Here is an 18,670-nt window from a genome sequence, read left to right on the forward strand (position 1 = left end):
AGGTTCACGGCCGCCAGATCGCTGCCTCAATGTGCTGTTGTGGGATCTGGGCGGTGCTGAAGTAGTAGAGGATGACGATTCGGCCATCGGGGCGGAGGGCGGCGCGGGTGTAGCCGAGGTCCCATTTGCGGCCGTCGGCGCGGAGGGTGATTTCGTTGCCCCAAGTGCGACCGCCGTCGTCGCTGAGTTTGGCGCTGAGCTGGCAGGGCACGCTGCGGCGGTTGCCATAGACCGCGGCGAGACGATTGCCGCCGAGGTGGAGCAGCGAAATGGGATTGGTGCTGCCTTTTTCGAGCGTGGTGACGCTCGTCCAGGTGCGACCACCATCGGTGGATTCCTCGATGCGGCTCCACTTGCCGCGTCCGATGCGATTGCGCAGGGCACAGACGAGTCGCCCATCATCGAGGCGCACGACAGAGGGCATGGTGGAGGATATGTAGGGCTCTTGGGTGCGGCTTTTCTTTGGCAAGGATTCGATCAGGTCGGGGCCGATCCACGAGAGGAAGTGGAAGCTCTCGCCGCCATCGGTGGTCTCGACCGCGCAGGAGCGGATGCGGGTGCCGCGACCGTCATTCATGGTGCAGGGGATGAAAAAGAGGCACGCTGACTTGCCGGTGACGACGTAGCTGGTGCGTGCGTCCATGTCCTGGCCGAAGTCGGGCACGCGATACGCGCCCTGCCACGAGTGACCGCGATCAGTGGAGGTGAAAAAGAAGCGTCCGCGCAGTTTCATCGCGAAATCGGGATGCGTGAAGTCGATGCCGCCGGGCGAGGGCTGATGACGCGAGGGACTGGCGAGCTTCGCGGGCGGCTGGACGTTCGCGTGACGCTCCACCGTCCACGTTTGGCCGCCATCGAGACTGCGTGCGAAGGCGACGCCCATCTCGCCGACGAGGCTGTGTTTGTTGCCGCGCTCCTCGAACTTCGCGACGTTGAACCCGACGAGGACTTCATCGCCCCAACTCCACAGACCTTCATTCGCCGGCCACGCGGCGAACTCGTCTTCGCGATGATAAACGACACGATGCTCCACTTCGGGCATTTGTGCCTGCGCGAGGCCGATGAGGGCAAAAAGCAGCGTGAGGAGTGTTTTCATGGCGTGTCGTGGTCCGGCGACTGTTCGCGATCCCAAAGCGTGAGCCGTGAGAGGTCGCGAGGGTTCGTGGGCAGGCATTTCGAGGCGACGAAGCACACGGCGAACATGACGCCGTTCGCGAGGATGGCGGTGTAGTAGGGATCGAAGGTGCGCGGGAGCACTTTGAACTGCATCAGCGCCGCATACGCGGTGAACGCGACTGTGGCGGCCATGCCGGCGAGCACGGCGCGGTGGTCGCCGAGGCGCGTGAAGATGCCGAAGAGGAACGCGCCCGCGATGCCGCCTCCAAACATCGCGGTGACGGTGATGGACGTGTCCATGAGCGTCTTGCCATCGGCGAGGTGAAACAGCACCGCTCCGCCCATCATGAGCAGCGAGAGCATCACGGAGGTGAGTTTGCCCGTGGTCAAATAGTGCACGTCATCGCGGTCGCGCACGAGGTGCTTCCGGTAGAGGTCATTCACCCACACCATGCCCGCAGCGCTCACGCAGGTGCCGAGGCTGGACATGCCTGCGGCGAGCGCGGCGGAGATGACGAGACCTGCCACGCCATGCGGCAGCGCGGTGATGATGAAGTGCGGCAGGATGTCCTCCGCCTTGCGCGTGCCTGCGAGCACCTCGCGCGAGAGGTCGTCGGGATGCTGCTGGTAGTAAACCCACAGGCAGGTGCCGAGAAACATGAACGTGGTCCAGATCGGCAACGCGCCGAGGCCGAGCACCCACATGGATTTGCGGGCTTCCTTGGCCGATTTCGCCGCGCACCATCGCTGCACGGTGTCCTGATCGAGCTGACCGGCGATGTATTGCGCCGCGCCGACGAGCATCAGCATGGCGGCGGTTTTTTCCGAGAAGGAGAAACCTCCGCGCAAAGGCTCGAGCGCACCCGTGGCGGCATCCAGGTCGCGAAACGAAATCTTCTCCGCGCCGACGGCCTGCGCCCACACTTCCGCAAAGCCACCGGGCACCGCATGCAAAACGACGAGCACACAACCCAGCGCACCCGCGATGAGCACGATGGTTTGCAGCACCTCCGTCCACACCACGGCCTCAAAGCCGCCCTTCGTCGCATACAAGCCGGTGAAACCCGCGACGAGCGCCGCGCACAGCACGAGATCGAGCCCGAGGAGATTCGAGAGCAGCACGGCGAGCAGATAGGTGATGGTGGCCATGCGCACGACCTGCGCGACGAGATACACCAGCGCCGCATACACACTCACCGGCGCACCGAAGCGCAGATGCAGATAGTGATAGGCCGAACTCGCTCGACCACCTCGGAAGAAGGGCACAAAGAGCCACGCCGCGACCAGCGCGACCATGGGAAACGCGAGATTTGGCAAGAGCCGCACCCACGACGTTTTGAAACTGTCCGCCGGATACGCGGTGAAGGTCACGGAGCTGATCGTGCCGCCGATGAAGCTCAAACCGACGGCCCAGCCGGGGAACGAACGGTCACCGAGGAAGTAGCGTTCCGTGCTGCGATTCTTCCGCGAGAAGCGCAGGCCCACCACGAGCGTCACGGCAAAGTAGGCCGCGATGACGAGCAGGTCGATCCAGTGCACGTTCATGGTCTCAGGCTTGTGTGTTGAAGGTGGTCGGACGCTGCCACGGAGCGCCAAAGTCCGGCCCTTCGTGCATGTAGGGAATCTGCGTGCGCACCCATTCACCGGGCACGTCCGCCACGTCGATGCCTTGCTCGCAGGCCCGCGCACACGCGATGCCCGCGGCCTCGCCGATGCCATGCATTGTTGCCATCACCCGCACCGCCGCCGCCGCTTCATGCGTGGCGGAGAGCGCCCGACAGGCCACGAGCAGGTTCGGGCAATCCAGCGGCACCAGACTGCGAAACGTCACCTCGTAAAAATCGCCCGCAGGCGGACCAAAGCCGGTCTTCACCTTGCCTTTCTCGCCATCCACCTGATGCACGTCTTTGGCGCCGGCAGGATTGTGGATGTCGATGAAGTAACGCGAGCGCGTGATGCCATCGCTGAACTTCCGCGCTTCCACGATGTCCTCTGCCGTCATCGTGTGCCGCCCGATGATGTGCCGCGTCTCACGCACACCGACCTGCGTGGCGATCTTTTCCAGATACGACTCCGCAAAGCACGGCACCGACTTGCGCAACCAGTCCGCCAGCACATACGCCTGCCTGCGACCTTCCATCTCCGCCGCACTCAGGTCCGCCGCGCTGAGACCGGAGACGCAGTTGATGCGCGTCATGTTGAAGTGCAGCACACCAGCTCGCGGGTAATCGTAGAAGTGGATGAAGTTGCGGTGCGGGTAATGCAGCTCGCCCGAGGCCAGCGCCGCCTGGAAGTAAGGCTCCACCAGCGCCCGCGCCTTTCGCAGACTGCCCGTGGCGTGCATCTCGCGCTTGTCCACGTTCGCCATGCGAAAGCTCACCGTCATCGCCTGCGTCAGCCCGTCCTCCGGTCGCCCGATGGTGAACTCGCAACCCGCCCGCGCCGCCAGATCGGCATCGCCAGAGGCATCGACAAAGCATTTCGCCGCAAACGTCTCCTCGCCGCCCTTCGAAATCACCTTCACCGCCTGGATGCGCCGCCCATCCATCACCAGCGACGACACATAGCTGTGATAGCGCACCTGCACGCCCGCTTTGAGAAGCAGCTCGTCATACACACGCTTCAGCAGCTCATCATCAAACGCCGAGTCCGACAGCACCGAGCCAAACCCACCGCCCGCCTGCAACCGCAGATTCACCTCCTTGAACACACCGCCAATCAGCGAGGCCCGAGGCGCATTCTGCTCATCCACATGATCATGCCACGCATGACCCGCCCAAGGATTCACCAGCCCCGCCGTCGCCATCCCACCGCAGAACCCATAGCGCTCCAGCAGCAAGGTCCGCGCCCCACGCCTCGCCGCCGCCAACGCCGCCGCGACCCCGGCGGGTCCACCACCGGAGACGATCACATCCATGTTCGAGGAGCTTTCTGTCATGCGCCACCATCTTGAGCCGCGCAGAGCTTTTCAGCGACAGATGGGTTGTTGTTCCTGTAAAGTGAAGCCCGTCGCCTGCGTTCACACCTTCAACCATGACCTACCGCATCTCCCAGCGCGACCTCGCGAAAATCGCCGGTGTCTCGCCCATGACCATCTCGCTGGCGTTGCGGGATCATCCGTCGATCTCCGCCTCGCGACGCGAGCACATCCGCAAGCTGGCGAAGAAGCATGGTTATCAGCCGGACCCTGCGCTGGCGGCTTTGAACGCGTATCGCATCAACAACCGCGCGAAACGCTACCAGGGCACGCTTGCATGGCTCACCAGCTTTCCAAGCGCCGATGGCTGGCGGCGCATGATTCATGCGGAAGGCTATTTCAATGGTGCCTGCAAACGCGCGGCGGAGCTGGGCTATCAAGTCGAGCCGTTTTGGGTGAACGGGCCGGGTCTCACACCGAAACGTGCGGCGCAGGTGTTGCTCGCCCGCGGTGTGCAGGGCCTCATCGTCGCGCCGCTGCCGGACAAGCAAAACGTGCTCGCCTTTGACCTGAAACCCTTCTCCGCCGTCGCGCTCGGCTACTCGCTGCGACAGCCGCAGCTTCATGTCGTGATGAATCATCAGGCGCGGAACATGAAGCACACCGTGCATCAGCTTCATGCGCTTGGTTATCGACGCATCGGCCTCGCGCTGCCCTCCGCCAGCAATGCCCGCGTCGATCAAAACTACCTCAGCGGCTACCTCATCGCCCAGCGCGAGACCGCCAGCGACCGTCTGGAGCCGCTGCTCGCCGATGTCTTCGACGCGAGCGCCTTCATGAAGTGGTTCCGCGAGACCGAACCGGACGCCGTCATCGTCTCCGGCTCCTGGACCACGCAAGTCACCGCCTGGCTGAAAAAAGCCGGCCTCGAAGTCCCCAAGCACCTCGGCCTCGCCACCGCCTCCATCCCAGATGCTCCCACAAACATCAGCGGCATGGACGAAAGCCCCGCCCTCATCGGCCGCATGGCCGTCGATGCCGTCGTCGGGATGATTCATCGTCAAGAGCGCGGCATTCCCGATCATCCGTCGAGCCTGCTCGCCGAAGGAAAATGGTCCGCTGGCAAGACGGCGCGGAAGGTGATCGCAAAGAGCCCACGTCATCGAATCCGCGAAGCAAAGTAGTCCTCTCGCTCCGCGAGAGGAACTCAGCGCTTTCGATGGGTTCGACGTCATCGCGTTCGCGAACGCACAAGGCTCATCTCGACGGAGCGAGATGGCTACTTTGCTCTCGCCAAAAACGCCCCCATCTCCGGCATCGCACCGGGCTGGGAGCACACGTAGCTCGCGTGGCGAATGGCTCGCGTGCCTGCTTCAGCGAGCGAGTGTCCGGCGAGCAGGCTGGTGACGAGGGCGGCGGTGAAGGAGTCGCCGGCTCCGACGGTGTCGGCGAGGTGTTCGGGAGGCTGGCCGGGGAGGTCGTGGCGGTGGTCGCGGGTGACGAGGGTGGCTCCGTTCGCACCTCGCGTGAGGGCGATGGTTTGCAGCGGGTAGTGGGCGAAGAGATGCGCGAAGACCTCGGGCTCATCGGACGCGCAGCCGAGCATGGCGGCGAGTTGCGGGAGTTCTTCGTCGTTGAGTTTGAAGAGCGTGGCGGTGGCGAGCGAGTCGAGCACGACCTCGCTCGTGAAATGCGGGGGACGCAGGTTGATGTCGAAGATGCGCAGGCAATCGGGTCGCGTGGCGGCGAGGAACTGGCGCAACGTATCACGCGAGACTGGTGAACGTTGCGCGAGGCTGCCGTAGCACACGGCATCGGCACGGGCGGCGAGTGCGAGTAGCTCCGGCGAGCACAGGATCATGTCCCACGCGACGTTTTCGACGATGGTGTAGCTCGGCTGGCCGTTCGCATTCAGCGTGATAGGCACGGTGCCGGTGGGATGCGTTTTGAGCGTGGAAATGAAGCGTGTGTCGAGTCCGACGGCGCGGAGTTGATCGAGAGCACGTTGGCCGAGATCATCGTCGCCGATGGCGCTGACGATGTGGACCTCCGCGCCGAGCACATGCGCGTGATAGGCGAAGTTGCCGGGTGCGCCGCCGAGTTGGGCACCGGCGGGCAGCAGGTCCCACAGCAGCTCGCCAAAGCCGATGATGACCGGTTTGTCGCTCATGAATGAATGCCGAGTTGTTTCTGAATGTCCTCCAGCGACACGCCTTTCGTCTCAGGCACCATCGTTTTTACCCACACGAGCTGTAGCACCATCATGAAGGTGAAAAATAGAAACACCCAGCCCGGCGGAAACGCGCTGACCATCGCGGGAAAGAAGGTGGTGAGCAGCGCGGCAAAGACCCAGTGCGTGGCACTGCCGAGCGCCTGACCGGTGGCGCGATGGCGGTCCGGAAAAATCTCCGAGATGAAGACCCAGATGACCGCGCCCTGGCCGATGGCATGCGCGGCGATGAAGGCAAAGATGCACGCGGGCACGATGCTGAAGTGCTCCGTGAAAAACGCCCACGCGCACAGCCCGAGCGACGCGATGTAGCCGAACGAACCGATGACGAGCAGCGTGCGTCGGCCGAGACGGTCGATGAGCCACAGGCCGGCAAAGGTGAAGACGAGATTCGTGATGCCGATGCCGATGGACTGCAGCAGCGCGGCCTGAGCGCCGAGTCCGGTCATTTCAAAGATGCGTGGGGCAAAATAGAGCACCGCATTGATGCCGGATAGCTGGTTGAAGAAGGCGATCAGGAAGGCCAGCAGGATCGGCACGCGATGTTTCGTGCTCCAGAAGCCATGCGAGCTGGCTGCGTCATGTTTCGCAGCAGAAAGGATCTCCGCGGCGTTAGCCTCGATGATCGCCGATGGGGCCTGAGGCTGGATTTGACGCAAAACAGCCAGTCCGGCCTCGCGGTCGGCTTTTCGCGTGAGCAGCCAGCGCGGACTCTCGGGCAAGGTGAAGCACATCAGCGTGTAAAACAGCGCGGGAACGGCCTCCACGCCGAGCATCCACCGCCACGCATGCTCACCAATGCCGCCGAGGAGGTAGTTCGAGAGAAAAGCCACGAGGATGCCAAAGACGATGTTGAACTGAAACATGCCCGCGAGGCGTCCGCGACGATCCGGCGGCGAAATCTCGGTGATGTAGAGCGGCGCGGCCACGGTGGAAATACCCACGCCGAGACCGCCGATGAAGCGTGCGATGATGAGCGACCAAACTTCCGGCGCGATGCCCGACCACACCGCCGAGACAAAGTAGAGCACGCCCACCCAGATGAGCGTCTTTTTGCGTCCCCAACTATCCGTGGGCCACCCACCGATGAGCGAACCCAACACAGTGCCATACAGCGCTGAAGCCATCGCCACGCCGTGCATGGCATCGCTCAGCTTCCACAGCGACTGGATCGTCTTTTCCGCGCCAGAGATGACGACGGTGTCAAAGCCGAACAAAAAGCCAGCGAGTGCCGAGGTGATGGCCCAGAGGAAAAGGCGCGGATTGGCGGTGGTTGGTTGGGTTGGTGTCATAATGATCGTTGAGGCTCTATTTGCTGATCTTCGTCCGGCTCCATTCGTCGAGTTTTTGCTTCAGCAGTTCCTTCGAGGGCAAGTAGAGCTGATACTCCTTGGCGTGGATGTTGGCGTCTTTGGGCAGGGTGAGCTCGACGACGGTCTTTTTGGCCGATTTGCAGAGGAGTAGGCCTATGGTGGGGTTTTCATCGGGCAGCTTCACTTCGCGGTCGTAGTAGTTCACATACATCTGCATCTGGCCGAGGTCCTGATGCGTGGCTTTGTCGAGCTTGAGGTCGATGATGACGTAGCAACGCAGGAGGCGATTGTAGAAGACGAGATCGACGAAGTAGTGGTCTTCATCGAAGGTGAATCGTTTCTGGCGTGCCTCGAAAAGGAAGCCTTTGCCGAGTTCGAGTAGAAAGTGCTCCAAGCGGTCGATGATGGCCTGTTCGAGGTCGGTTTCCGAGTAGCCGGATTTTTCTTCCAGGCCCAGGAACTCCAGCACCAGCGGCTCCTTCAGCATGTCCTCGGGCTTCATCATGACCTGCCCCTCCTTGGCCAATCGCCGGATGCCCGCTTTGTCCCGACTGAGCGCCAGCCGCTCGTAGAGGCAGGAGGCTTTCTGGCGCTTCAACTCCGGCACCGACCAGCCAGCGTTAGTTGCCTCGATCTCGTAGAAGCTGCGTTCATCCGGGTCTTTGATGGTGAGAAGCAGAACGTAGTGCGACCAGCTCAAGGTGAAGGGGTTTCCCAATTTCCCAATAGGCTGTTGGGAAATAGTAAGCGCTTCAGATTTGCCAGAAGGCTTCTGGCAAATCTTCGATGTCTCAGATTTTTCAGTCGCCGACTGAAAAATTTGTCCGCCGAGCAATTTACCAGAAGGCTTCTGGCAAATCGAAGAGACCTTGGGTTGCCACTCGATAAAGAAGGCTCGCATCGCCTGGAGGTTCGACCGCGAAAACCCTCTTCCAAACTCCTCCGTCAGCCTCGCGGACAGCTCCTTCAGCAGCTCCGTGCCATACGCCGCCCGCTTGGCTCCTTTCTGCTCGTGCTCGACGATGCGGCGACCGATTTCGTAGTTGGTCATCACCTGGAAGGTGTCCACGACACTAGCGACACCACGGCGGGCACTCTGGATGAGCTGGCGCACCTCGGTAAGCAGACCTTTGAGGCTGTCTGGCCTGGCTTTGGCCGTGGTGAGCAAGTTTTTGGAGGCGGACGGCTTTTTCATGAGGCGTGTCTGAGCTTGGTGAACAGGCCCTGCCTTTTCAAGGTGGAAGAAAGCAGCGAGTGGCAGTGGTTGCGTTCATACATGGGCAGACGGCGGCTTAGAACACCGGCATCATCTTCCACGCTTCGAGCGACTTCACGGTCATCTCGCCATCGCGGGTGAAGAGCTTCACGCCGAGGCTGTCCTTGCGAGCCGGATAAATGCGCTGCGTGAGGCATTGGCGCTCATTCACGAAAACTTCGAGAATGCTGCGATCGAGGAAAACTCGCACGCGAACGGGCTCGTCGGCCTTCAACGGCATCGGCGCGACTTGCTCGGTGATGTCCTTGAAGTTGCCTTCCGCGCCGGATTTCGTGAGTTCGGTGCGCAGAGTCTGTTTGGGCAACGAGAGCACGATGGGCGTTTGCTCTTTGCCATCGGGCGAACAGCGCACGGCGAGGCCAAACTCCTTTGCGCTGTCGGGTTCGATGATCAGGCGAAGCTCCAGGCTGTCGCCGCGGATGTCGTCGAGCGTGAGGTCGCGTGTGGCGCTCACTTTGAGGTCGGTGTGACGACGTTCGTCGTAGCGCAGGGATTCGAGTTCGGGCGCGGGTTCGATCTTCAACTCGCCATCGTCATGCAGCGAAAAGAGTCGCGGCAGCGTGGCTACGGAGCCCCAACCTTTGCTCGTGGCCCCTTTGCGAGCCTCGCGCACCCAGCCCCAGAAGATGCGGCGGCCTTTCGCATCGAGCAGCGTCTCCGGCGCGGCGAGATGACCGCCGGGCCAGTTCATTTTGCCATGTCGCTCCGGCGTGAAGCGCTCGGCCTTCGCGTCCCAGGTGCCAATGTAATACTGCGCCTGAAAATACGGCATGTGCGTGTGCATGAGCAGCATGTGCTTTCCCTGGCCGATGGGATAAAAATCCGGGCAGGCGCAGTCCTCGACCTCGGTGGTCCACTTGCGATCCGATTGGTAAAACGGGCCGCGGTATTCCCACTTCAGCAAGTCACGCGAGCGATACAGGCTCGTCGTGTCGCCCTCGAAGCCGGGGCGTTTGTTTTTGTTGCCGATGAGCGCGTAGTAGAGGTCGCCCTCCTTCCACGCGAAGGGATCAAAGATGACGACTTCCTCCGGCGCACCTTCGAGCTTGATGACCGGGTTCTCTTGGATCGGCTGCCATTCGATCAACTCGGGATCGTCCGCATTCACCGGCTTCGCGATGGCCGTGCCTTGGCCGGGAATGTGGTAGATCAGCGTCGGAACGTCCGCGCCGTCGATCATGTCGCCGCTGTAGAACCCTTTCGGCTGCGAGCCATCGAACACCGGCCGCAACGACGTGCCGCGATACACCCAGTGCACGAGATCCGCGCTGGAGGCATGCGTCCACTCCTTGCGATTCGTGCCGACATCGCCGCCGCTCAAAACCGTGGCCGCGTCCGGCGCGATGAGGCTCTGGAAAAACACATGGTAGCGACCCTTCCAAAATACCGTGCCGTTGATGTCATTCCACACGCCATCCGGCGTGCCGAGATGCCAGCGCGGACGCAAGGGATCGCTCTGAATCTGCTCCCGCAGTTCGCGAGCCGCGCGGAGTTTGTCCACGAGCTTCAAATCATCGCGCCCGGTGACCTTCTCGATCTCGCGCAGTCGACCCGTGTTCTTTTCCGCAATCGCCTTCGCTCCACCACTCAACGTCGCCACCTCCGCATCGCTCAAGGCCCGCGTCCACACCGCCGCATGATCCACCTGGCCGCGCATCGCCTTCCCGAGCGTGAAAGGCAGCTTGTTCTCCGCCCGCAAATGTCCCGCGACCTTCACCGAGCCCGCCGCCACGCCATCGACGAAGAGCAGCAGCTTCGCGCCATCGAATCGAGCGATCACATCATGCCATCCGCCCTTCGTGATGCTCTCCAACGGCACCGCCAGCCTTCCCGCGAGCCCCTTTTTCTCCTGCACGCCCAACTCAAAGCCCAGCTCGCCCTTGTTCACATGCAGATTGAACAAGGTCACCTCATGCCCGCCATGCCGAGCGAACACCTCGCCGCTCTTCCAAGCCTCACCACCACCCCGCACCCGCAGCAAAACCGTCATCGCTTCCCCCGCGATGCTCAGCGGCCCCTTCTCACCGATCACCTCCGTCAAAACGCCCCCCTCAAACACCGCCACCTTCCCATCGCCACCACGAGCAAGTGATTCGTCCCGCTCCTTGCCCTTCAACTCCACGCCGACCTTCACCGCGCCGTCGGCTTTCATCATGACACCACTCGAAGCCGCCAAGCCATCCAGCTGCAAAACCAGGACCGCGTCTTTGAAGATGTCCTTTGGCTCGAAGGCATGAGCGGTGAGCGAAAATGCGAGAGTGAGGCTGAAGAGGCGCGTGAGCATAAAAGGGTAATGAAAGCGGTTTTCAGTTCTTCTTGGAAATCGGCCACACCGACTTCAACTCATGCACATCGAGTGACACGATCTTCGCTTCACCGCCGGAGGCTGTGAGCTTCGGCGCGATGCGGGCTTCAGCATTCGGCATGTGCTGGAAGGCGCCGAACTTGAAGCCCTTGTCGGTGAAGATTTCGATAAGGCTGTGGTCGCTGAGGAGGCGGAGATCGAGGCGGCCTTCGCGGATGGGCATGGGCATGCTGGCTTTGCCGCTGGTGAGTTTTTGCTTCTTCACGTCGATGACGAAGGGCGTGCCGCGCAGGTCGAACGTGATCTCCGTGGCGGTGCCGACGTCGATGACGGCGTGGAGGTCGAAGAAAGGCGTCTGCACGTCGTGGAGCGGATCGCTTTGCGCATTCAGCACGCTTGCGGCGATGGCGTGATGCTTCGCGCGGAGCGTTTCGATCTCACGCACTGGCTGCCAGACGAGGCGCGGGCCGCGACCGGTGTTTCGCAGCGTGATTTCGCACGGGATGTTCATCATCTGCGCGAAGGGCATGCCGGGGAAAAAGTTGTCGCCCATCTTGGCCCAGCCTTGCTGCACGACGCGGCCATCGCGCATGTCGCTGTAGTTTTGACCAGCGTAGTAGGCGCTGCCATAGGGCCCGTGCAGCAAATCACTGGTGCGCGTGAAGTTCCGCCCGTCGAAGTCGCCCACGAAATACTCGCCGAGACCGCCGTGGACGATCCACTTCGTCTTCTCGGTGCCTTCGATCTTCATCGGGAAAAGATCCGGGCACTCCGCAAAGCCGATGACGCTGCCCTCGCGCTTCCACTGCTTCAAATCGGGCGAGGTGAAGAAGACGAACTCGCCTGATTTGCGCGTCGGGTCCTTCGGATCAATCGGCGGGAGCTTTTTGCCCTTCTCGGTGCAATGCAGGATCATGACCCAGAGCTGCGTGGGCTCGTGCCAGAAGACTTTGGGGTCACGATTGTTGTGCGCCACCTCCGGCAGCACCGGATTCCCCGCATACTTCGTCCATGTGCGACCGCGATCATTGCTGAAGGCGAGCCGTTGATCGCGCGGCGGTCCCGTGGCGGTGTAGATGAGCACGAGCGGCGGTTCTTTGCCCGTTTGGAAGCCCGTCGTGTTCTTCCAATCCACCACGCCCGAGCCGGAGAACATCATGCCCTCGCCCTCCGCATGAATCGCGATGGGCAGCTCCTCCCAGTGCAGGAAATCGCGGCTCACCGCATGCCCCCAGCTCTTGCTGCCGCTTTTCACGCCGTAGGGATGCAGTTGGTAAAACAGATGATGCTCGCCGTCGTAGTGCAGCAGGCCGTTCGGATCATTCAGCCGTCCGCGCATCGACGTAAAATGAAACTGCGGTCGCCACGTCTCCGCATACACCGGCACGCTCGTCTTGATTTCATCGCCACTCTCGATGGCAGCGATCACCGCTGCGGGGCCATGCAAAATCGCCGACTGTCCCTTCCACGCCGTGACATCGAGAAAGATATAAAATTCCGGCTTCTTCTCGCTCGTGAACTCAATCTCAAACTCCCGCACCTTCTTGCCTCCGACTTCCAGTTTCACGAGCTGTTTCGGTGCACCGTTGCACACCGGCAGATTCAGCAATCGCGCATCAAGCGTGAGCGAACGAGTGGCTTCCTCCTGTGCGTGAGCGTGGGCGAAGCACGAAAGAGCGATGAGAAGATGGCGAAGGTTCATGAACGATGGTTGGCGTGTTCAAGGACGGGCTGGCGGCGTCCAGAACGTGCCCTCGATGCCGCGATCCTCCTCGCGTGGGCCGTTGTAGTAATAGGCGGTGAAAAGCCTGCCATCCGGCCGCACGAGCGCACGCGGATAGCCGAGATCGCCATCGAAACCGTCATCGCGGATCACGATCTCGGGCTGCCAGGTTTTGCCTTCATCGACGCTGATGCGCGCACGGATGCCGGTGGGTTTCCGGCGGTGGCCATAGCTTACACAGAGACGGCCATCCGGCAGCAGGACGGTGGCAGGAGGATTGCCGCCGATGTTGCCCGTGACGGCACTCACATGCTGCCAGGTCTGGCCGAGATCATCGCTGCGCCAAAGCTGGATGTCAGCGTTGGGTTTGCCCATGCGGATGGTGGTGAGCAGGGCGCCGCTTTTCGTGCGCACCGTGCTCGGCATGATGGCAAAACCGCCCGGTTGTGGTTCTTCTCCGATGTAGGAGACGAGTTTCCATGTCACACCGCCGTCGGTCGTGCGTGCGCAAAAGACGCGACCTTCTTTGCCGTCGTTTTTCTTGCCGCAACTGCCAAACATGAGGCAACCGCGCGGCCCGAGCACGATGAGATCGGTTCGCGTGCAGATGCCTTCCACGCCTTCAACCGTGAACTTGAACGGCCCGCGCCAAGTCTTGCAGCGATCCGTGCTCGTGTAAAACCACGACGGCCCCGCATGCAGTCCGCCAAAGCGGAACATGAGCGCGAAGTCCGGTGCGGTGAAGTCGAGAGGCTCCGTCAGTGCTGTTGGCTTCGCTTCGGCTTTGTGATCGGCAAAGGGCAGGTTCTCCTCCGTCTTCCACGTCTTGCCGCCATCGAGACTGCGAGCCTGAATCTCATAACTCGGCTTGGTGCGGTCGATGCGATGATCGGTCGTCGTCGATTTATACCACGTCGAAGTGAAGCCCACGACCATCTCATCGCCCCACTGCCACAGCCCGTGATTCGCCGGCCAGCCGCCGTAGCGGTCCGGTTCCTTGTAAATGATCACATTCTCCCGCGATGCAGGACTGACTGTGGGCGCCGCAACGGTAAGCGAGCCGGGTTTGATGATTTCGAGCTTTTCATCACCGAAAACGAGCGAGCAAGTGGCGAAGAAGGAGAGTGTGAGGAGGGTTTTGTGCATGGTGGTTGAATCAAAAGGCTTTGGATTGGGCTTACAGCGTGAGTTTCCCGAATCGGATGGAGCGACGATGACGCTTCTCATCGCCGCTGTCCCACACGGCGCGATACTCGCCGGGAGCGATTTCGATGAGGGTGGGATAGGAGTTGTGGATGCCCGCGTCGAAGAAGGTGCGCTCGGCACTCCAGAGGCCGTTTGCGGGCTTCACTTTGTAGCGGAGCGCCATGCGGCTTCGCGCGGGGCCATCGTTATACACATAGAGCTGGCTGCCCGCCTGAGACTGGCCAAACCAAGCTTCTGAAACGGTGTTCCAAAGATCGGGCTCCTGTTTGGCGACGCTCCATGTCTGACCGCCGTCGGTGCTGGTGCTGGACCAAGCTCGTGGTGGATCGAGAGCGCCACCATCAGCCATACCGCCTTCTCTTCCTTCCGCAGATGTGCGCATGACCATCTTGAGGTGCTGCTGCTCATTGATGACCGCAATCTGGCCTTCATGAAGGAAGATTTTCCCAGGCTCAGGCTGCGGCACATAGCCACCGAGATGCCAGTCGAGCAGGCTGGTGCTGCGCAGCACAAAATGCTCGCGCTGACCGAGCGGATCGGCACGCTTCGTGTTGCGATGCGCGGGCAGCAGATAGACCGGCTGACCGTTTTCCATGATGCGCTGGATCTCGCCAAGGATGACGAGCGGACCAGTGTAGTGCATCGCCAGCTCGACCGGATTCCAAGAGCGACCGCCATCACCGCTGTAAGCAGCCGCGAGATGCGAATCCTCGCTGTCGGCGTAGTTCAGCGGGCAGCGCATGGCATAGCACCAGAGCACCTCCTGTCCCGGTGGCTTGAAGAGCACCGCATTGCAGTAACCGAACTGCATGGCCCCATGACGTTGTTCGTGATCAAAGATCGTGCTCGGGATGCTCCATGACTTCCCGTCATCACTGGAGATGACCGCGTCGATGCTGCCCATGTCCGTTTTGCCAGCGATGCCTTTTTGGTAAGCGACAACGAGATACTTCTCCTTCCACAGGGCGATGCTCGGCTGCCCCAGAAGCGCGGCTCGCGGCTCCTGATCGGCAGTGCGAATCACGCGAACGTCACGAACATCGCCCGTGGTTTGAGCGAAGGCTGTGGCAACAGTGAATAAGGCCGCAAGGAGGGTTTTGTGCATGGGCATGGTCGAAGAGTCGATTGGCAATCGACTGGTTTGGAGAGGATTCGGCTTCGATTATGGATCGAAGCTACTTCACTGCGGCCACTCGCCGTTGAGCATCGGCTTCGTGGTCAGCTTGGCGGGATCGAGGACGATGTGCTTCACCTTCTTCCGCTGCCAGGTGTAGGTGATGTGAACGAGGCCGTCCTTCGTCTGGATGATGGCGGGATAGCTGAACTCCTTCTTGGGTTCGTCTTCAAAGGTGAGCGCGGCTTCCCAAGTCTTGCCGTCCTTGCTCACGGCGAGGTTCAGCGGGCTGCGGCCGCGAGCGGTGTGGTTGTAAATCAGCAGATGACGACCATCGGCGAGCGTGACGGCATCGGTGCCGGAGTTGGGATTGGGCAGGTCGGTGAGTGAAATCTCGCCCCAGGTCTTGCCGGCGTCTTCGGAGGTGATTTGGAAGACTTTGCTCTGCCGTGTGCGGCCCACGGCTTGAATCTTGTCACCACCAAGGAAGAGAAGGCTCGGCTGAATGGCGCTGATCTTCAAACCATCGTGCAGCAACTCGGTGCGTGTCCATGTCTTGCCGAGATCTGAGGTGCGCTCGAAGTAGATGGCCCAGGCGCTGGGCTTCGTATCGGTCTCGTTGCTCGTGGGGCACAAAATATCGCCATTGGCGAGTTGGACGGGCTTGTTCTTGATCGGGCCGAAGATGCCTTTGGGCAGCTTTTGGGCCGCAGACCATGTTTTGCCGCCATCGGTGCTCGTTTTGAGCTCGCCCCACCACGTGCTCGGTGATGGGCCGACTTTGTAGAAGAGCATCAGCGGCGCGTCCTTCGGCTGAAACAGCACCGGATTCCATGTCGGATGCCGTGTGCCGTCGGGTTGCACGCCGTTTGCGGTTTCGACGCCTTCGGTCCATTTGCCATCGGGAAGCTGACGCGACACCCAGATGCACACATCCGGATTTTTCTCCGCCGTGCCGCCAAACCACGCCGTGACGAGCCCCGTGGGCGTTTCGGTGATCGTCGTCGCGTGGATCTGCGGGTAAGGTCCGGTGTCGTAGATGTACTCGGTGGTGAGGATAGCGGGATCAGCAGCTTGAAGGGACACCGCAGAGACAAGGAGAGCGCAGAGGAGCTTTTTCATGATGTGTGATTACAAGAGGCCGAGGTTGACGAGTCTTTCGCGGATGATCTCTCTTTCCGCATCGCGGAAGCGGTGGAAGGGCTCCGCCATGTGGTCTTCGCAGATGCCGAGGAGGCTGAGGCCGCATTTGATGCCTTTGATGATGGCACTCTTGTGCTTGCCGACGGTGTAGATGGCTCCGGCGAGTTTCATGACTTGAGCATGAAGCTCTCGCGTGCGTTGCAGGTCCTGCGCGGCGGCGGCTTGATACATCTCGACGTAGAGTTTGGGATGCAAATTGGCTCCACCATTGATGCCGCCGTGGCCGCCGAGCAGCACGGCCTCGGCAGTGAGTTCCTCAGGGCCGACGAGCACGCTCCAATCGGCGCGTTGCTTCGCGATCTCGATGAGGCGGTGGAAGTAGATCATGTCACACGAGCTGTCTTTGACGCCGCAGACTCCGGGCATGTCGAGAGCACGACGCACGAGGTCGAGTTCGAAGCTCACCTTCGTCAAACCGGGCATGTTGTAGAGAAACAACGGCAGCGGCATCTCGGCGACGAGGTCATGCACATACTCCAGCATCTCCGGCGGCGCGGCGGGGAAGTAATACGGCGGCGCGAGCACCACATGCGTTGCGCCGACCTCTGCGGAGTATTTGGCGAGGTTCACGCTTTCGGTGAAGGAGGTGTCTGTAATGCCGACAAGCACCGGGACGCGTCCTGCGGCCACTTTGCAGGCTCGTTCGATCAATTCACGACGCAGGCGGTAGCTCAGACTCGGACCTTCGCCCGTGGTGCCGAGCACGAAGAGGCCCGACACACCACCGCTGATGAGATGCTCGATGAGACGCTCCAAACCGGCGACGTCGAGGGTGTCGCGATCGCGCAAAGGGGAGACGAGGGGCGGAATGATGCCGCGGAGTGATTGGGACATGGCTTGGAAGGATAAAAGATGAAGGATCAAAGATAAATGAGCCTTCGCTGCTCATCCTTGGCAACGGCTTGACGATTCTTGATGAGCCTGACATGCTCCGCGCATGCCCGCCACCGACCAAGCTGACTATTTTTCCACGCAAGTGATGCGCACGCGACGCTTCTTCCTGCCCGCATGGCAGGAGCGACGCAGCGATGAGTCCATGCTTGGCCTCGTGGGCGGCGGCTGTGAATGGTGTGCGCCGGATTTCATCGTGGACCGGCAGGATTTCCCATTTTTGGCCTTTGAATTCGTCTCCCGCGGCAAAGGCAGCGCCACGCTGGCGAACCGCAAGCATGAGGTGGAGGCCGGGCACGCGTTCTTTTACGACTCCAGCATGCCGCATGTGATCCGCAGCTCGGCGGAGGAGCCGATGGTGAAGTATTTCTTCAACTTCACCGGTCCAAGAGCCGCCGCGTTGATGAGCGATCTTGACCTTGCCCCCGGCAGTGTGCTGCGTGTGGCGGATGCCTCGCGAGTGGTGAGCCTGCTCGAAGAAGTGATCGATCATGCGCTGCGCGGTGGTCGTTTTGGTCTGCGGGCAGCCTGCGCGGCGCTGGAGCATGCGTTGGTGCTTTGCGCGGACAGTCGCCAGCCCGCCACAACGAAGATGGACCCGGCTTACGCGACGTATCTGCGCTGCCGCGGTCATCTGCTGCGCAATTACCCCGTGCTCAACAGCATCGAACAGGCCGCGAAGGCCTGTCATGTGTCCGCGGCCTACTTCACACGGTTGTTTCAACGCTACGACAACGAGACGCCGCTGGCATGCCTGACGCGTCTGAAGCTCTCGCAAGCCGCCATCAAGCTGCGGCAGCCGGATGCGCTGGTGAAAAACGTGGCCGCCGAGCTCGGCTACAAGTCCGCCGCGCATTTTTCGCGGGCTTTCAAGGCCTGGAGCGGAAGATCGCCGCGTGGTGGTTGAGGTATCTGGAGGCTTGCGACGGCTCAGGCGGGATGGTACTCTCCGCTTATGAGCATCACCGCCACCGTCATCAACGACACGATCAAGCTGCCCGAAGGCGTTCATCTGGAGGACCAGACGGAGGTCTTGATCGTGCCTGCTCGAAAACCGCGGCAGGGGATGTTGAATCGCTACAAGGACTTCATCGGCACCGTCGGCAGCGGGATTGGAGACCTGGCTGACAACCACGACCATTACCTTTACGGCACACCCAAGCGGAAACCATGAAGTCCATTTTTTTGCCGACACTTGGTTCTTCATCGCATGGCTTGATCCTGATGATGCGAGGCACCAGGAAGCATTGGATTGGTTGGAGATGAGCAGTGACTTCATCATCACCACACGATGGGTACTGACAGAGCTAGGCAGTGTTTTAGAACCTCAGAATGGGTCGAAAATGCAGTTGTACCTGCGGTGAGCGTGGGGCATA

At 61.2% G+C, this 18,670-nt stretch carries 15 protein-coding genes; 3 read left to right on the forward strand and 12 right to left on the reverse strand.

What is annotated here, in order from left to right:
* Positions 1 to 4 precede the first annotated feature (4 nt).
* The 3 genes from IAE77_RS07255 to IAE77_RS07265 are packed head-to-tail and all read right to left on the reverse strand — an operon-like array spanning position 5 to position 4,054.
* Positions 5 to 1,096, reverse strand: coding sequence for a sialidase family protein (locus IAE77_RS07255; RefSeq protein WP_294223998.1), 1,092 nt, complete (start codon positions 1,094 to 1,096; stop codon positions 5 to 7).
* Entirely contained in the window at positions 1,093 to 2,661 is a 1,569-nt protein-coding gene (locus tag IAE77_RS07260) for a hypothetical protein (protein WP_294224000.1), read from the reverse strand. Before IAE77_RS07260 ends, IAE77_RS07255 begins: the two co-directional genes overlap by 4 nt.
* A gap of 4 nt (positions 2,662 to 2,665) precedes the next feature.
* Entirely contained in the window at positions 2,666 to 4,054 is a 1,389-nt protein-coding gene (locus IAE77_RS07265; protein ID WP_294224002.1) for an FAD-dependent oxidoreductase, read from the reverse strand.
* 95 nt (positions 4,055 to 4,149) lie between these two features.
* Here IAE77_RS07265 and IAE77_RS07270 point away from each other — a divergent pair, with 95 nt between their 5' ends.
* Entirely contained in the window at positions 4,150 to 5,217 is a 1,068-nt protein-coding gene (locus tag IAE77_RS07270) for a LacI family DNA-binding transcriptional regulator (protein WP_294224004.1), read from the forward strand.
* A gap of 95 nt (positions 5,218 to 5,312) precedes the next feature.
* On the opposite strand, the gene IAE77_RS07275 is transcribed toward IAE77_RS07270, so the two are convergent.
* The 9 genes from IAE77_RS07275 to IAE77_RS07315 form a co-directional block, all read right to left on the reverse strand.
* The gene (locus tag IAE77_RS07275; RefSeq protein WP_294224007.1) at positions 5,313 to 6,203 is read right to left on the reverse strand and encodes a carbohydrate kinase; all 891 of its coding nucleotides are present in this window, start codon (positions 6,201 to 6,203) and stop codon (positions 5,313 to 5,315) included.
* Positions 6,200 to 7,555 (reverse strand): sugar porter family MFS transporter, encoded by a 1,356-nt coding sequence (locus tag IAE77_RS07280; RefSeq protein ID WP_294224010.1) that lies wholly within the window; start codon positions 7,553 to 7,555, stop codon positions 6,200 to 6,202. The genes IAE77_RS07275 and IAE77_RS07280 overlap by 4 nt, the downstream gene beginning before the upstream one ends.
* 16 nt (positions 7,556 to 7,571) lie before the next feature.
* Complete coding sequence (locus IAE77_RS07285; RefSeq protein ID WP_294224013.1) at positions 7,572 to 8,771, reverse strand: PDDEXK nuclease domain-containing protein; 1,200 nt, start codon at positions 8,769 to 8,771, stop codon at positions 7,572 to 7,574.
* Positions 8,772 to 8,868: 97 nt separating this feature from the next.
* Positions 8,869 to 11,136, reverse strand: a complete 2,268-nt coding sequence (locus tag IAE77_RS07290; RefSeq protein WP_294224017.1) for a GH32 C-terminal domain-containing protein — start codon at positions 11,134 to 11,136, stop codon at positions 8,869 to 8,871.
* A 22-nt stretch (positions 11,137 to 11,158) separates the two neighbouring features.
* On the reverse strand, positions 11,159 to 12,859 hold the full coding sequence (locus IAE77_RS07295; RefSeq protein WP_294224020.1) for a glycoside hydrolase family 32 protein: 1,701 nt from the start codon (positions 12,857 to 12,859) through the stop codon (positions 11,159 to 11,161).
* Positions 12,860 to 12,877: 18 nt separating this feature from the next.
* Positions 12,878 to 14,026, reverse strand: a complete 1,149-nt coding sequence (locus IAE77_RS07300; RefSeq protein WP_294224022.1) for a sialidase family protein — start codon at positions 14,024 to 14,026, stop codon at positions 12,878 to 12,880.
* A 31-nt stretch (positions 14,027 to 14,057) separates the two neighbouring features.
* Positions 14,058 to 15,191 (reverse strand): sialidase family protein, encoded by a 1,134-nt coding sequence (locus IAE77_RS07305; RefSeq protein ID WP_294224024.1) that lies wholly within the window; start codon positions 15,189 to 15,191, stop codon positions 14,058 to 14,060.
* 75 nt (positions 15,192 to 15,266) lie between these two features.
* A complete protein-coding gene (locus IAE77_RS07310) occupies positions 15,267 to 16,322 on the reverse strand; it encodes a sialidase family protein (RefSeq protein ID WP_294224027.1) in 1,056 nt (351 codons plus the stop codon).
* Between the two features lie 9 nt (positions 16,323 to 16,331).
* Positions 16,332 to 17,237: a dihydrodipicolinate synthase family protein gene (locus IAE77_RS07315; protein WP_294224029.1), complete on the reverse strand. Its 906-nt coding sequence runs from the start codon at positions 17,235 to 17,237 to the stop codon at positions 16,332 to 16,334.
* 103 nt (positions 17,238 to 17,340) lie between these two features.
* Between IAE77_RS07315 and IAE77_RS07320 the strand changes: the two genes are divergently transcribed.
* Positions 17,341 to 18,201, forward strand: a complete 861-nt coding sequence (locus IAE77_RS07320) for an AraC family transcriptional regulator (protein WP_294224031.1) — start codon at positions 17,341 to 17,343, stop codon at positions 18,199 to 18,201.
* A gap of 48 nt (positions 18,202 to 18,249) precedes the next feature.
* Positions 18,250 to 18,468 carry a hypothetical protein gene (locus IAE77_RS07325; protein ID WP_294224034.1) on the forward strand — a complete coding sequence of 73 codons (219 nt, stop codon included), beginning with the start codon at positions 18,250 to 18,252 and terminating at the stop codon, positions 18,466 to 18,468.
* The last annotated feature ends 202 nt before the right edge of the window (positions 18,469 to 18,670 follow it).

The sequence above is a fragment of the Prosthecobacter sp. genome (assembly GCF_014879935.1).
In the GTDB taxonomy this organism is placed as follows: Bacteria; Verrucomicrobiota; Verrucomicrobiia; order Verrucomicrobiales; family Verrucomicrobiaceae; genus Prosthecobacter.